This is a genomic window from Altererythrobacter chaiwopuensis (assembly GCF_054957735.1).
In genome coordinates this window covers 460,927-476,223 of record NZ_JBTXJF010000002.1, presented here as the reverse complement: position 1 = coordinate 476,223, position 15,297 = coordinate 460,927, and the positions used below count along the sequence as shown (strand labels likewise).

At 51.9% G+C, this 15,297-nt stretch carries 11 protein-coding genes and 1 pseudogene; 8 read left to right on the top strand and 4 right to left on the bottom strand.

Annotation, left to right across the window (positions count from 1 at the left end; genetic code table 11):
- Nucleotides 1-86 (top strand): annotated as a pseudogene (locus ACX3VQ_RS11490) (IS6 family transposase); the annotation flags it as partial.
- Between the two features lie 218 nt (nucleotides 87-304).
- On the opposite strand, the gene ACX3VQ_RS11485 reads toward ACX3VQ_RS11490, so the two are convergent.
- From ACX3VQ_RS11485 to ACX3VQ_RS11475, 3 genes are all read right to left on the bottom strand, one after another.
- A complete protein-coding gene (locus ACX3VQ_RS11485) occupies nucleotides 305-1,174 on the bottom strand; it encodes a 3-hydroxyacyl-CoA dehydrogenase NAD-binding domain-containing protein (protein ID WP_462581199.1) in 870 nt (289 codons plus the stop codon).
- An 81-nt stretch (nucleotides 1,175-1,255) separates the two neighbouring features.
- On the bottom strand, nucleotides 1,256-1,819 hold the full coding sequence (locus ACX3VQ_RS11480) for a carboxymuconolactone decarboxylase family protein (protein WP_462581198.1): 564 nt from the start codon (nucleotides 1,817-1,819) through the stop codon (nucleotides 1,256-1,258).
- A 195-nt stretch (nucleotides 1,820-2,014) separates the two neighbouring features.
- Entirely contained in the window at nucleotides 2,015-4,486 is a 2,472-nt protein-coding gene (locus ACX3VQ_RS11475; RefSeq protein ID WP_462581197.1) for a TonB-dependent receptor domain-containing protein, read from the bottom strand.
- A gap of 395 nt (nucleotides 4,487-4,881) precedes the next feature.
- Between ACX3VQ_RS11475 and ACX3VQ_RS11470 the strand changes: the two genes are divergently transcribed.
- Nucleotides 4,882-6,279, top strand: a complete 1,398-nt coding sequence (locus tag ACX3VQ_RS11470; protein WP_462581196.1) for an MFS transporter — start codon at nucleotides 4,882-4,884, stop codon at nucleotides 6,277-6,279.
- A gap of 326 nt (nucleotides 6,280-6,605) precedes the next feature.
- A complete protein-coding gene (locus ACX3VQ_RS11465; RefSeq protein ID WP_462573147.1) occupies nucleotides 6,606-7,250 on the top strand; it encodes a TetR/AcrR family transcriptional regulator in 645 nt (214 codons plus the stop codon).
- A 72-nt stretch (nucleotides 7,251-7,322) separates the two neighbouring features.
- On the opposite strand, the gene ACX3VQ_RS11460 is transcribed toward ACX3VQ_RS11465, so the two are convergent.
- Entirely contained in the window at nucleotides 7,323-8,483 is a 1,161-nt protein-coding gene (locus ACX3VQ_RS11460; protein WP_462581195.1) for an alpha/beta hydrolase, read from the bottom strand.
- A 33-nt stretch (nucleotides 8,484-8,516) separates the two neighbouring features.
- Between ACX3VQ_RS11460 and ACX3VQ_RS11455 the strand changes: the two genes are divergently transcribed.
- The 5 genes from ACX3VQ_RS11455 (at nucleotide 8,517) to ACX3VQ_RS11435 (ending at nucleotide 15,172) form a co-directional block, all read left to right on the top strand.
- Complete coding sequence (locus ACX3VQ_RS11455) at nucleotides 8,517-9,455, top strand: fumarylacetoacetate hydrolase family protein (RefSeq protein WP_462581194.1); 939 nt, start codon at nucleotides 8,517-8,519, stop codon at nucleotides 9,453-9,455.
- A gap of 3 nt (nucleotides 9,456-9,458) precedes the next feature.
- On the top strand, nucleotides 9,459-10,112 hold the full coding sequence (locus ACX3VQ_RS11450) for a glutathione S-transferase family protein (RefSeq protein ID WP_462581193.1): 654 nt from the start codon (nucleotides 9,459-9,461) through the stop codon (nucleotides 10,110-10,112).
- Between the two features lie 66 nt (nucleotides 10,113-10,178).
- A complete protein-coding gene (locus ACX3VQ_RS11445) occupies nucleotides 10,179-12,635 on the top strand; it encodes a TonB-dependent receptor (RefSeq protein ID WP_462581192.1) in 2,457 nt (818 codons plus the stop codon).
- Nucleotides 12,636-12,808: 173 nt separating this feature from the next.
- Entirely contained in the window at nucleotides 12,809-14,431 is a 1,623-nt protein-coding gene (locus tag ACX3VQ_RS11440; RefSeq protein WP_462581191.1) for an AMP-binding protein, read from the top strand.
- 84 nt (nucleotides 14,432-14,515) lie between these two features.
- A complete protein-coding gene (locus ACX3VQ_RS11435; RefSeq protein ID WP_462581190.1) occupies nucleotides 14,516-15,172 on the top strand; it encodes a DsbA family protein in 657 nt (218 codons plus the stop codon).
- Nucleotides 15,173-15,297: the final 125 nt, after the last annotated feature.

Sequence of the window (15,297 nt, the reverse complement as noted above, 5' to 3'; positions counted from 1 at the left end):
ACTCAGAACGCCATCTCATCGATCGCCAGACTTACAAAGCCCGCCGCTCTGCCGCCATGGTCGAGTGGCAATCACTGATGGCCTGAAGCGCGGCGCGGGTAGGGACCGCCTTGCCAAGTGGAGACGAGTTGGCGTCGGACAGACAGCACCGCTCTAAGCAACCGAGCTACAAAAGCTGCTATTTGAATTGCGACGCAAGTCCGACCTTCAGAATGATAAATGCGATCTATGTGAACTCTGATTTTCGTACCAACCGTTTGATGGCTGGCTAAACCATGTGGTCTATTGCCACAGCACTCCTTCTCTATCTCGTGGGAACGGGAGTCTCACCCGAATAATCGTAAAATCCCTTACCGCTCTTGCGGCCAAGCCAGTCGGCCTCGACATACTTAACTAGCAACGGTGCCGGGCGGTACTTGCTGTCACGAGTGGTCTTGTAGAGTACCTTGATGATGTCGAGGCAAGTGTCGAGACCGATGAAATCGGCCAGCTCAAGCGGCCCCATCGGATGGTTCAAGCCCAGCCGACAACCCTTGTTGATATCGTCAATATTTGCTGTCGACTGGCCGAGCACGAAGATCGCTTCGTTGATCATCGGTAGTAGAATGCGGTTGACCACGAATCCCGGATCATCCTGCGAAAGGACAACTTCCTTTCCCAGGCTCTCAGCGAATGATACGATCCGCTCGGTTGTCTCTTTAGATGTGGCAAGTCCGGGGATGACCTCAATCAGGCCCATTACTGGAACTGGGTTGAAGAAATGCAAGCCGATGAACCGTTCGGGGTCGGGGGAGTAATTGGCCATGCGGGTGATCGGGATTGAGCTGGTGTTCGACGCCATGATTGCCGCTCTTGCCAGTACCTTGCCGGCTGATTCGAAAATTGCCTTCTTGATCTCCTCGCGTTCCGTTGCCGCTTCGATAATCAGATCGGCATCGACCATCGCATGGTAGTCCCCCACAGGAGTAATCCTCCCCAGGGCAGCTTCGGCGTCAGCAGCTTCGATCTTGCCCCGCCCAACCAGCTTGACGAGGCCCTTTTCGATTTTCGTCTTAGCTTTCTCTGCAAGGGCAATGTCGACATCGCTGAGCAGGACCTTGACGCCATTCTGGGCAACCGTCTGGGCAATGCCCGAACCCATTTGTCCTGATCCAATTATTCCAATCTGCTGCATAGCTTGGCTCCAATCGCGTCAGAATTGATCGGCATCCAGAGCCATCATCGTACCTCCAACCTAGCCATAGTGGTGAATTACTTAGTCGGCTTCAGGCGCGGCCAAAGCCGCGTCTTTGAAGCCCTCATCCAAAGGCGTCTTCATGATGTGATTGGCGTAGTTGCTCAACGTCTTCCATGCGACGCCGAGTACTACGTCCAGAGATTGCGCCCGCGTAAAGCCTGCCGACAAGAATGCGTCCAAATCGCCGTCATCGAGCCTGCCGCGTTTAGTCACAACCGTAGTTACAAACACTCTAAGTGCTTCAAGGCGAGGGTCTGAGAATGACCGACCATATCTAAACGCGTCGATTACATCGTCAGGAATGCCGATTTGTCGGGCGCGATGGGAATGAGCGGCTTTGCAGTAGTCACATCCGTTCTCGTAGCTCGCTGACAGCGCGATAATCTGGGCTTCCGGCATCGTGAAACTCGATTTCGTCAGGATGGATGCGGCCAAAGCTTCATAGCCTGCCAAAGCGGCGGGAGCTTCTGCCAACATGGCCATTATGTTAGGAATAAAACCGAACTTTCTCTTTGCACTTTCAAGCGCCGGTTTTGCTGCGTCAGGCGCTGTCTCAAGCGTGTGAATTTCAAATTCCAACATGGTTGCTCCTCCCAAAAGTTGGCAAAAAAAGTGACGCCGGCCTGGGGCTTTCAGGCTTCGACGATTCCGCTGTTTTTAGTGCCAAGTTTCATCGCGACATCATCAGGCGCCCCATGGAATGCTTGGGCCGCTGCCTTTAAGATAATCGACGGCATCCATCTATCCTCATTTGGGTGATGGATGCCGTCCCAATTCTTAGTATCTAAAACTTGCGGCTACGCCAAAAGTACGGGGAGCGCCGAGATTGCAACGATGTATTCTTGTCGCGCCGGTCGGCCCGCCCAGCGGACTGTCAAATCGGCTGACGCAATAGGCTTTGTCGGTAAGGTTACGACCCCAAAGCGCCACCTCCCAATCGCCGCCATCTCCCTCAATGCCAACGCGCGCATTGAACAACGAGCGCTTTGGTTCGAGAGAAACAGGATCATTCTCGCCCGAAAGAAAGTGCTCGTCCAAGAACTGCCATTCACCGCGAGCAAACCAACCCATCTGGGAAGCGCCGGGAAGCTCATCTTCCCACACAGCGCTGATGGAAGTTTGCCATTTGGGCGAGGACTGGCGGCGTTGTCCAGTAAGATCCTGGACAACAACTCCTTCGCCGTTTGCAGCCTCTGTATCGGTGCACACCCGGGTCACGTTCTCGCACCCCAAAACTATAGTGGGAAGATCGCCTAAACCAAAGCCTGATGGCACTGGAGCGCCAAAATAGTCGGTATATTCAGAGTCAAGGTACGCCAGACCTCCTTGGACAGAAAATTGGTCCGTGAACTGCAGCTGGAAATCGACTTCCAGACCCTGAACTCGTAAGTCACCGGCATTGAGAACCTCGAAAGACGTCGTCTCACCGTCAAATACCGTATCTTGGAAATCTTCCAATTTTGTTCGGTATAGAGTGGCGTTCACCTGAGCACGACCGTCCCAAAATTGGCTCTTTACACCCAGTTCATAATTGGTGGTCCTTTCCTCACCGAATTCACGGCGAGAGGCATTGGGCCGGCCATTAAACCCTCCGGACTTAAATCCGGTTGAGACCGTCGCGAAGAACATCACATCATCGTTGAGGAAATAGCGCCCGTTAAGTCGCCAAGTAACGGCTTCGTCCGTACGATTGCCTTCAAATTCGTCTGCACGGATGAAGAATAGAACCGGAGTGTTGACAGAGAGGAATGTGCCTTGCTTATCGTCGCGCGTATACCGGAGCCCGCCTGTCACACTTAATTTTTCAGAAAAGTTGAGGGTCACCTCGCCAAAGGCGGCAATGCTCTCCAGATCGGTTTTGAAATCTCCGACAGAATCTGGCTCACTATCGAAGCCTTCGGCGGCGCAGCTGGCCGCGCGTCCTGCGTTGTTCGCATAGAATGGTAAGAGGCAGGTGTCAGGTCCAGCAAAAAAGATATCGCTGATGTAGTAGTCCTCTTTGTAGTAAAAAAGCCCGGCCAGATATTCGAAAAATCGCCCGGTCGGAGAGAGGACACGCAGCTCTTGGCTGAATTGCTCTGTCCCCTGCGGGCGCACGAGATCCAAAACCTCGCCCGGAAGATGCAGGACATCGCCGGTATATATATTATCCCACTTCCGATAGGCGGAGATTGATGTGAGAGTATGTTCCCCAACGTCCAGGTCGGCTTGGACTGAGAAGCCGTAATTCTCGTCGCTCCCATCGTCCGTGTTGACCAAATTTGATGTTTTGAAATCTAGATCTGTGTCGGTGATGGTCACTCCAAAAGCCGCTTCTTGCGTGGCGACAAAATTGTCAGTGAGATTAACGAACTCCGCTTCTCCGAAGGATCCATTTGTCTTTACGTAATCCGCTGCGAGACTTATCGACAAATTTGCATTTGGTTCCCAGAGCAGCTTTAATCGTCCACCAAATTCTTCGAGATCATTAACTTTGCGGCCTTCAAGTTCGTTCTCGAAATAGCCGCTACGGTCAGTGGTAACGAACGAGGCGCGCGCTGAAAGTGTGTTGGACAGCGCGCCGTTGATATACCCCTTTGCCGAACGTTGCTCGAAATTGCCTGCCTCTAGTTGAAGGTAAGCTTCAAAATTCTGGCTAGCTGGACGGGTCGTGATGTTGATGGCTCCCATGGGCGTATTGCGTCCAAACAGAGTGCCTTGTGGGCCGCGCAGAAGTTCAAAGGTTTGAATATCAAATAGCGTGCTGACGATCGATGCTGAGCGGGGTACGTAAACTCCATCGACGAATACTGCGGCGCTGGGCTCGATCCCACTATTGCCGGGTGAGCCGACACCCCTCACACTGATCAGCGTGTTGCCAATCGTATTTTGCGTGGTGATATTCAAATTTGGCGAATACGCCGCTATATCCCTAACGTCATCTAGGCCGTTAGTTTCTAAGTACTCGCCTGAGAATGCCGTTATGGATATCGGCACATCTTGCACATTTTCTGCGCGCTTTTGCGCTGTGACAATGATGACCCCCGGCGAGCGCGACGCTTCTCTATTTTCGCCTGTTTGCTCGGCATCTTGTGCGAAAGCAGGCGTGGTGGCCATCATACTCAATGCTATTGCAGCAGACGACGCCAGCCAGACCGCGCGGCGAAGCTGGTTCCCGTTATAATTATCGCAATCGAATCGATCATTTTTGCTGATCCGACCGGCACATATTTCAGTGCGATTCGAAGCCCTCATCGGAAATAAAAACATATTCGCCTCCCCAAGAATGTAATTTCGTTAATGCGGCCATGCGTGTGCAACTGCGTGATTCGATTGCGGCCTTTAATGGAACGAAAGTTTCATAAATGGTCAAGCGAAAAATAGATTCCTCAGATATCGGGGCCTGACTTCACTCTCCAGGGTAGACTCATTCTGCAAATTGCTAAGATTAAAAGACGTAATATGAGAGGGTTAAAGGGGGTAAGGGTCGCTCTTTGTAGAGGCGGCTGGAAAGACATGATCTGGAGGAGAAGTTAGTGGACCTGGCTTAAAAAATGGAATAGATATTCCCGACGTTGAGTGCAGATGATGCTGCCATGGATGGTCCAGCGCGGCTGCGCTCTGCCTTTTTGGAGGGGGATATGTCTTCAAGGCGGAGTCAAGGCGTGAAGGCGCCGGACATTGAAATGGTGAGCACGAAGAACTGTGCGGCGCAGAAGCTGCCGCTCTCAGCTCTTCTCTCATTTGCTGCGGCGCCCGCTGGCTACGCATTTTGTATTAGCTTCGTGCAGTTTTACTTTCTGAAATACGCAACGGATGTCCTGCTAATTGCGCCTGTAATAATCGCCTTCCTGCTTGGACCGGGCCGCATTTGGGATGCACTTAGCGATCCATTGGTTGGATATTTAAGTGACAGTACAAAGAGCAGGTGGGGGCGTCGTCGACCATGGCTTTTCATCGGAGCCCCACTGGTCGCCGTCAGTTTCGCAGTTCTTTGGTTGCCGCCTGCGAATTTGACCGAATTTGGTCAGATCGCCTGGCTCGCGGTTTGCATGTTTATATTCTACTCATGCTTCACCGTTTACTACATACCCTATATGTCGTTCGCTGCCGAGATAACGACCGATTACGATGAGCGTAGCAAGCTTTTTGGTTCTATTCGTGCCCTGCATATCCTTGGTACCTTTGCTGCCTTTGCTGCCTTGCAGCTCAGTGATACTTCCGCCGATCCGAAGGCCTTTGTTGCGACACTCGTCACCGTTTCTGGCGTTGTATGCTGCGCGATTATGCTGATCACACCCCTGACGCACCGCGAACGGACTGAGAACCAGGGCCGGGGGGCGAAAAATCCTATCGCTGCTTTTACGGACGTGTTGAAAAATCCGCACGCGCGACTGGTGCTGGTGGTCGTGCTCATCGACTATATGGGCATTGGTGTGATGGGCGCTATCACACCCTACTACGCGGAATATGTGCTCAATGAGAAGGTAGCTGGATACTCTTTTGCCAGCTACGCTCTTGGTGGCTTAACAACCATACCTTTGTGGGTTTGGCTATCGAAGCGAATTGAAAAGCGCCGCGCATGGACCATTGCCATGACTCTTACCGGAGTCGCCTTCAGTGCGCTCCTTTTTATTGATGCTGGTCAACGCGCGCTGTTCTTCGCCATGCTGTTTTTGGCTGGTGCCGGCGCCAACGCCGCTGGTTCAGCTATCGGGCAATCAATTCTGGCGGATATAATCGACGACGACGAGCACAAAACCGGTGAGCGCAAAGAAGGCGCATATAGCGCCTTATGGGGTTTCTCCCTCAAAATGGGCGTAGGCTTGGTCGTTATGGTAGCTGGTGTAATTTTACAGGGCGTCGGATATATTCCCAATGAACAGCAGTCGCCTGAGACAGTATACGCGATCCGCTTGCTCATGAGCGCTTTCCCAGCAGCGCTATTCTTCCTTGGCGCTGTCCTTTTTTGCCGTTTCACGTTAGACCGGAAAACTTGTAAGAGGATACGCGAAGAACTGGACAGGCGACATGTTTCCAAAAAGAATATCATGGGCGGATGAATTGAGATAACCCGCCATACTTGGTTTGGCGCCACAGCCACGCACGAGCCAGCAAGGTACCCCGCCGGGGCGAGATAGGTTCCCTCGTCCATTAAGAAGATTTTGCGTGCTCATCCCAGTCCACAAAGCGTCCGAAACCACTCTCACCGAGAGAAGAGAATGATAGACTCCAAGTTTGGCCAGGCCGAAGTTCTTGCCGTTTTGATCGATTGGAATGCGAATCCGGGTTGATTTTTTGCCAAATCGCCCTATTTGTATCCAGATTTTATATTCCAAATCGATGACGTCTTAGAGGCGTAACAGACAAGGTAGTGAAGGAAACTTTTGTGGGACGGCACAAGCAATTTGAACGAGATGAGGTGCTTGGTGCTGCTATAGATGTTTTCTGCAGAAAAGGTTTTGAGGGCACGGGCATTCAAGATCTAGTGGATGCAACGGGCATCAATCGTTCGAGCCTCTATGCGGAGTTTACGAATAAGCAGGGTCTATTTGATGAAGCGGTCACTCACTATGTGGCAGAGAGTGTGGGGCAAAAAATTATAGACGCGCCTCGGGATGAACCAATCCTATCTCTGCTGCGGAGAATCTTGGAGCCGATCATCGAGAACGCTGTGACCGGCACTGGCCGCCAAGGATGCTTGGTGATCGCGGCGATTACGACCACAGACGATCAATTGAGTCCCTTTATGCAGCAAACCCGAGACCACATCGCACGATTTGAGGCCAATCTCTATTCTCGCATTCTAATTGCTCAAGATAGGGGTGAAATATCGAGCGATCGTGATGCGATGGCACTTGCAAGGTCGTTTATCAACGGCCTCCACGGACTGAGAGTAAGTGCCAAAGCGAGGCCCGAAGAAGGTGTTCTGAGAGATATCGTCGAGCAGCTTCTATGCCAAGTCGCCGGGAGCCCGGTCTATTTTCAAGGAAGTCAAGAGCCACAGGTATCTAGCCAGCTTAAGCTGAATTGAGACTGACGGATTAGCGATCGTGCCTACTCATTGGCTGCAGGACATTCGAACCATTGATGTTCATTTGATCCTTTATTTGGGCCAGAACGTCTGTCGAATATGCTCCACTGATCGCTTGGCGGCCGGAAGACCATTTTCCTTGTGAGCGCCGAGCATGAATAAGAAACCATGCAATGCCCCTTCCGCGCAATCATAGGTCGCTTCTACTCCGTGAGCAGCCGCCTTCGCTGCGAATTGCTCATTGCAGTCGCGGCGCGCGTCGAGACCACCGGACATGACATAAAGCGGCGGAAAGCCCCCATAGTCTGTAGCCAACAGCGGCTGGACCAATGGATTGGCTAGTTCGCTCTCATCATTGAGGTATTGCCTCCAGGTCCAAGCCTGAAGCTCCTGGCTAAGAACGAAGCCGCTTCCAAAAGCTTTGGCCGACTCTGTATCTCCGAGATCCCCGACTCCTGGATACCAAGTGAATACCTTCAGAAGCGAAGGGCCACCACGTTTTGCCAAGATATGGGCAATGGCGATCGAAATTGTTCCGCCCGAACTATCCCCACCCACAGCGATACGAGCAGGGTCGATACCGAGCCTATCTGCATTCTCATGCATCCAGCACACAACCTCTAAGCCTTGATTGATTGGAGTCGGAAACTTGAATTCGGGAGCGCGTCCGTATTCTACCGAAGCAACGCAACATTTGGCGTCTCGAGCGATTAGTCGCGTAAAACTATCTAGCATATCCACGTCGCCGAAGACGTAACCACCCGAATGAAAATATACCATCAGCGGCAGCACCGGCTCGGGCACCTCTGGCCGGTACATTCGGACATTCACCGAATCACCCCCTTTTAGTGGAACTATCAGTTCAAATATATTCTCAACGACCGGCTTCTCCTTCATGTCGAGACCCTGGCTGATTTGCGCCATTTCACTACGGATAACATCTACCGATTTTGAAAAAAAATCTTTAGAATGAAATGTTTGCAATGCACTCAATATGCGCTGAACTTCATCACCATCTACCATCTTGTTACCTCCAATTGCCTTGTACCTCACCGGAAAACCGACGGCAATCAAAAAAGAGGAATTGACATTCCACAAAATGGGGCGCATTCGTCTGTGGCTCAATCGCGCTACGCTATTTAAATAGTGAGTGCGCACAAAATCAATCTGAGCAAAAGATGGATGCATATCCATGCCATTCTGCTCGCGTTGCAATAAATAAAAGAATTGCATTCCTAAATTGTAAGATGAATAGAAGGAAGTTGGATGCCACTTAATATTTGCCGTGCTGAATACGGCGGCGACCTGATATGGGCCGTAAAACTTGCTGATGGGCTTCGCCGAATCGACTTTGACTGTAATTCGACCGGCGAACTGCTCTATCATGGAGTGGAGAAGATTAGCGAGGCTGCGGAAAACGGACATGACCTGATCGGTTTCGACGATGTTACACTGTTGAGCCCGATTACGTCAGATCAGGCCCTGGTTTGTCAGGGTGTAAATTATAGCACTCATCTCGAAGAAGTCGGCCTGCCCAGCAAGGGCGTTGGTGCGAACGTAATATTCAGGAAGGCATCCTCGAGTATCGCCGGTCCTAACGTTGATATTATCAAGCCTCATGACGTCACCTTGCTCGATTATGAAATTGAGCTTGGGATCGTTCTAAAGCGAAACATCGAAGAGCCCATTCTTGTGACGGAGGAAACCGTCGCGGACTATGTTGGAGCTCTTGTTATCGTCAACGACATTAGCGCTCGAGAGAAGCAGTTCGGGCCAATGATGCAATGGTACAAGGCGAAGAGCTATCGGACTTTCGCTCCAACCGGGCCATTTCTTACCTTGGTTGATGCTGACGATCTAAGGAAATTCGATGATCTGCGCTTGACCTTGGCCGTCAACGGAGAGGTGCGCCAACAAGCACTTTGTAAGCAGATGATCTTCAGGCCCGCGGCCACTTTGACCGAGTTGTCTGCGATCCAGAATTTTCGGGCCGGCGACGTCATCCTGACGGGTACTCCTGGTGGGGTAGCTATGCGGCAGCCGACTGGCGATCTGGGTGAGTTCATCAAGTCTGAGCTTCAACATCCAGAGCGCTATTTGAAGGCTGGCGACCGGATTTCCGCTTCAATTGCCACTGACGATGGTTCTCTGAACCTGGGCATTCAGGAAAACTACATAGTCGCCGATCAAGCAGTGGGAGGCTAGCGGATGTCAAACGCAGCGACCAATTACGATCTAACCATATTTCATTTTCCGACAGCCTGCTCGACTGTCACGCTTGTGGCACTTGAGGAGATTGGGCTCGTCTACAAGGACGTGCTCGTCAACCTTTATGAGAATGAGCAATATGGAAGCTACAGAGACCTCAACCCACGCGGGAAGGTCCCGGCCCTTCTCGTTGACGGATCACTTTTGGCCGAGAATGCGGCGATATTGATATGGCTACATCGGACAAACCCACAGGCGGCTCTGTTGCCGCCGTCATCAAGTGAATTCGTTTCAGCCAAACAATATTCTGATTTGATGTGGGCCGCATCAACCTGGCACCCGATTGTGCGATCGATCCGAATGCCCAGTCGCTTGACCGATGGTGAAGAGGAGCCCGTCAGGGCGCGCGGGATGGAAATGATCGAGCCCTTGATCAGCGACCTGGAAACGAAACTCAGCAGACAATCTTTCTACTACGGCGAAGAATGGTCGATCTTCGATGTCTATTTGCACTGGTGCTACACCTCCGCCGAAATTGGGGGTGTGGATCTTTCGAATTGTCCATCAATTAACCGACATCGCACCGACATAGAGGCTCGACCAAGCTTCGTTGCGGCGAGAGCTCGAGAAGCTCACGCGATGTCCAAACGCTAAACTTCAAATTTAAACCGGCCGAAAAGAGCCAACGAAATGTACGTGGCGAGGGAGGAGCTTAGAATTATGAGCACGATGTCTAAAAGGAGAGCTGCCATTTGGTGTTGTGGCACTGCATTGGCAAGCGTGCCGTTGGCCGCAAATGCGCAATCACAACCAACTCTCGACGAAATTGTCGTGACTGCGCAGAAGCGCAGTGAGAGCCTTCAGGATGTTCCAGTGTCCGTTGTTGCAATGTCTGGCGAAGCCATAAACAACGCCGCTCTGCCAAGCATGCAAGAGTTTTCCGGCATGGTTCCGAGCTTCAATGTCGCGACAGACCCGATCGGAGACAAGATCAACATTCGAGGCATTCAGTCGGGAAACAACGCTGGTTTTGAGCAGTCAATCGGGACCTATGTTGATGGAATCTATCGCGGTCGAGGCGTGCAAAGTAGGTTCTCGTTTCTCGACATAGAACGGGTTGAAGTATTGCGCGGTCCGCAAGGCACTCTTTTCGGGAAGAACACCGTTGGCGGAGCGCTGAATATTGCGACTGCTAGGCCAACCTATGACTTCAGTGCGCTCGGATCGGTTCTGTACAATTTCGATACCGAAGAGATTGAGGCACTTGGGCACGTTTCTGGACCTGTTTCGGATACTTTGAGAGGGCGGATTGGCTTCGTCTATCGGGATATCGCGGAAGGTTACGTCGAGAACGAGTTCTATGGAAATGGAGCACCGGATCTGGAGGAATGGGCCGTACGCGGTAGCCTCGATTGGGATGCATCGGATTCAACTCTCGTCAGGCTGCGTGTCGAGCGAGGGGACTGGGACGTTGGTGAGTACGCCATGGACACGATCAACGCTGGCCCGCTTGCCGCCCTTGGTCTGAATAATGATGTGTTCGATGGAAAGTCCCGGATGGGCAACACTTCTGGAATACCAGCAATTGACGCTGTCTTGGACTTTGGTTCGGCTCAGAAATTCGACGGGAAGAACCTCGAAGCTGCGCTCACCATAGATCATGAATTTGAGAATGGCGCTACTTTGACCGGAATCTTCGGCTACTCGGAGTACGAGTTTGACCGCTTCCTGGATGCAGACTTTTCACCCCTGCCGGGCATAAGGTTCGATGACAGTGAAGATTTTGATCAAACCAGCGTTGAGCTTCGATATGCGTCTGCGCAGGGTTCGACGATCGAATATCTATTTGGCGGTTACTATCAAAAGAGCAGCCTGTTCGCTCAGGGGCGCCTGGATCTGAATGTTCCAGCCTATGACGTTCTCTTGGATGCTGCCTGTGCAAGCATTGGAGTCCCTACCAACGCGCAGCAATTTCGGACCTGCTTTCTCGGTGCGGCCGTCTCTGGCGAACCTCCTGTCACGCGATACAATTTTTTGGATCAAAACTCTGAGATGTGGGCGGTCTTCGGACAGGCAACGGTGAACTTCACTGATACGTTCAGAATTACCGGAGGCTTGCGATATTCTCGCGAGGAAAAGGAGGCCGTACAGGGCGCGCGTGCGACGGAGTTTGGAACGTTGATTCCCGAGAACGGTGATAGCGGACCGCTCATCGTTGGTGCGCTGCTGGAGCTTCAAAACCACGAGAACCAATTGAGCCGAAAGGAGTCCAGTTGGACCTGGTCCGTGAATGCTCAATGGGACGTTGGCGATGATGCCATGCTTTATGCATCAGCGACCACAGGCAATAAATCCGGTGGCTTCAATTCTTTTGCACTGAAAGCTGATCCCGCCAACGCGGAATATGAACCTGAAGACGTCTTATCGTTTGAGGTGGGTGCAAAAACAAGACTGTTTAATAACTCTTTGGAGATCAATATCGGAGCTTTCTATACGGAATACACCGATCTTCAGACTTCAGTATTTACTGGATCGACTTCCTTCATCGTGCAGAATGCTGCGCAAGCAACGTCGAAAGGCCTAGAGATCGATACTCGATGGCAAGCAAGTGATAGGCTCACCGTTAGCGGCGGGCTGGGCTTTATCGACTTTGAGTTTGATGAGTTTCCCAATGCTGGCTGTACCGCAGACCAGCTGATTGCTTTCCGCAATGCCGTTGGCGTTGCTTCCGGTAGCCTACTCACAGGAGCATTGCAGACATTGGGGCAATGCTCCGGGTCGACACCGGTCGCCGGTGTGCCTGGCGAAAACAATAACTTAAAGGGCAGAACCTCAGCTCACGCACCCAAATTGTCGGGGCATCTTGGCCTGAATTATGAGCAGCCGATCGGCGACGATTTTGACCTCAGTTTGGGTTTGACGGCGCTGTATCAAAGCGACAAGTACGTGCAGGACGACTTGGATCCGTTTGCTCTGCAAAAGGCGCATGCAAAGATAAATGCAATTGTGACCTTTGGCCCAACGTCAGGGGGCTGGGATATCTCGTTGATCGGCAAAAATCTGACCGACAAGAGAACGATAAGCTATATGAATGATACGCCGCTTATCGACACTGCGAGGCAAGCTTTACCGGAAGCGCCCCGTACCATTTCACTCAGGGCGCGCGTCCGGTTTTAGGCTTGCCTGAGCAATCGATCGCTTGAGGGCCAATGGCTAAAGTCGTGTTCAAAATCGTGCGGCGGCGCAGTTCCGATTGGCGCTAAGATATTGCCCAATCAAAACGATCGCATCCGAGTCTTGTTTCGAAACAGATATACGCTCGCCTTCTAGCGAATGGAACGGAGACTGTGATGAGCAATGGTAGCTATGAAGCCGGTCTTGAAAAGGGAGCGGCAAACTATGTTGCGTTGTCACCGGTGTCGCTGGTGAGGCGGGCAGTTCACGCATATCCGGATGCTCCCTGCATCGTTTACAAGGATAAAAGCCAGACTTGGGAGCATACTTACGCGCGATGCGTCGCACTGGCAGGTGCCCTGCAATCTGTGCAGGTGGGGGCCAATTCAACCGTCGCGGTGTTGGCCCAGAATATCCCAAGTGCCGTTGAACTAAGTTATGCGGTGCCGCTTTCTGGCGGTGTGCTCAATATGATCAATACGCGCCTCGATCCCGCTAGCATAGCCTATATAATTGACCATGGAGAGGCAGAAGTCTTTTTCATCGACGCTGCTCTTGCAGACCTTGGAAGAGCGGCGCTCAAGGCTGCCAAGCATTCACCGAAAGTCGTCTTAATCGAAGACGATGATTTCGCGGTAAGGCTGGAAAGTGGGGAGACTAGCTACGAGGCCATGATTGCGGGCGCTGAATCGAGAAAGGATCTCCACTCCTGGCTTCCGGCAGACGAATGGAATGCAATTGCGTTGAACTATACATCGGGCACAACCGGCAATCCCAAGGGCGTAGTTTACCATCACCGCGGTGCGTATCTAAATGCGATTGGCAACGCCCTCGAGTGGTGTTTGCCAGTTCACTTTAGGTATCTTTGGGCCTTGCCGCTTTTTCATTGCAACGGCTGGTGCTTCCCTTGGACCATAGCTGCGAAGGCGGGGGTCAATATTTGCCTACGCAGCCCCGAAGCAAGCCAGATTACAGCAGCTCTTTCCTACCAAGATGTAACTCACATGTGCGGCGCCCCGATCATCCTAAGCTTACTTGTGGAGGCACTGGAGGCTGAAAATCTGCAATTCGAAACTCCACTTGCATTTATGACGGCCGGGGCTGCGCCGCCTGCCTCAATAATAAAGCGGGCTGAGGCGCGAAACATCGATGTTACCCACGTCTATGGCCTTACCGAAGTATACGGTCCGACGGCAATCTGCGCTTGGAGATCTGAATGGGATCAGTTGTCTCAAGAGGAGCGTGCTGAAAAGCGAGCGCGTCAGGGCGTCAACTACGCCATCCAGGAAGAGCTAAGTGTGCGCGATCCCGAAACGCTCGCGCGGACGCCGGCGGACGGCGAGGCGCTTGGGGAGATTATGTTTCGCGGTAACGCGGTCATGAAAGGTTACCTGAAAGATCCCAATGCGACCAGATCAGCGATGCACGGAGGATATTTCCGTTCCGGCGACATTGGTGTTCAGCACCCTGACGGACATATTGAGCTTCGCGATCGGTCAAAAGACATCATCATCTCTGGCGGGGAGAACATCTCGTCGATCGAAGTGGAAAATGCCATCTACAAGCACGAGGCGGTTTCGCTTGTCGCAGTAGTCGCTGGCCCCCATTCGAAATGGGGGGAAACGCCAGTTGCATTCGTTGAGCTAGCGTCGGGAAGGTCGGCTAGTGAAAAAGCCATCATAGACCACTGTCGAGACTTATTGGCTCATTTCAAATGTCCGACCAAAGTCATTTTTGGGGTCCTTCCCAAAACATCGACGGGGAAAATTCAAAAATTCGTCTTGCGAGAGAGACTATGACTGGAATTTCTTAGAGTAAAATTTAATCGTAAATACGATTACGTATCAATAAAAATTATTGAAGAAAAATGAGGAAAAGTCAAAATGTCTCAATTAATTGACGTATTTTGGTCTTTCAGGAGCCCTTACTCGTATCTTGTAACCTTTGACTTGTTAAGACTTCGCCAAGAATTCGACGTTGAGATCAAATTACGCATCGTTCTTCCACTTGCAATTCGGCAAAAAGGAACGCTTTTCGATCCGAGCAACACTAAGCCCTTTCGGTACATTCAGCTTGATTGGGAGCGGCGAGCAGAGTTTCTTGGTCGCCCCCATTGCTGGCCGAGCCCGGATCCAATCGTACAGGATCTGGAGACATTGAGTATCGCAGAAGCGCAACCCTACATCTACCATCTCTCGAAGCTCGGTGTTGAAGCGCAGCGGTGCGGTAAAGGTCTCGATTTTGCAGCAAACGTGTCTCGAGAGATTTTCGGTGGGACACGAAATTGGCACGAAGGTGAGCATCTTTCTAAGGCGGCCGCTGCGGCCGGGCTTGATCTCGCGACGATGCAACAAATTATCTGCGAAGGAGATCATCTCGAGGAAATTGAGCGCAACCATTCAGCGCTCGAAGAGGCGGGCCATTGGGGTGTACCAACCATGGTCGTGCGCGGCGAGCCATTCTTCGGCCAGGATCGAATAGATTGTCTGCGCTGGCGCCTTGGAAAACTTGGGCTCTCAAGGGGAGAGCAACCTTCCTGAGACCCATCGATTATGCATCGAACTGCCCAGTTAGGAATCAGACGCCCTTTGCTTCATTGCCTAACCCGTTGCGGTCTCTCGCCTCGTAATTGCCAAGGCTGCTCCCAATTCCAATCGAACATTCT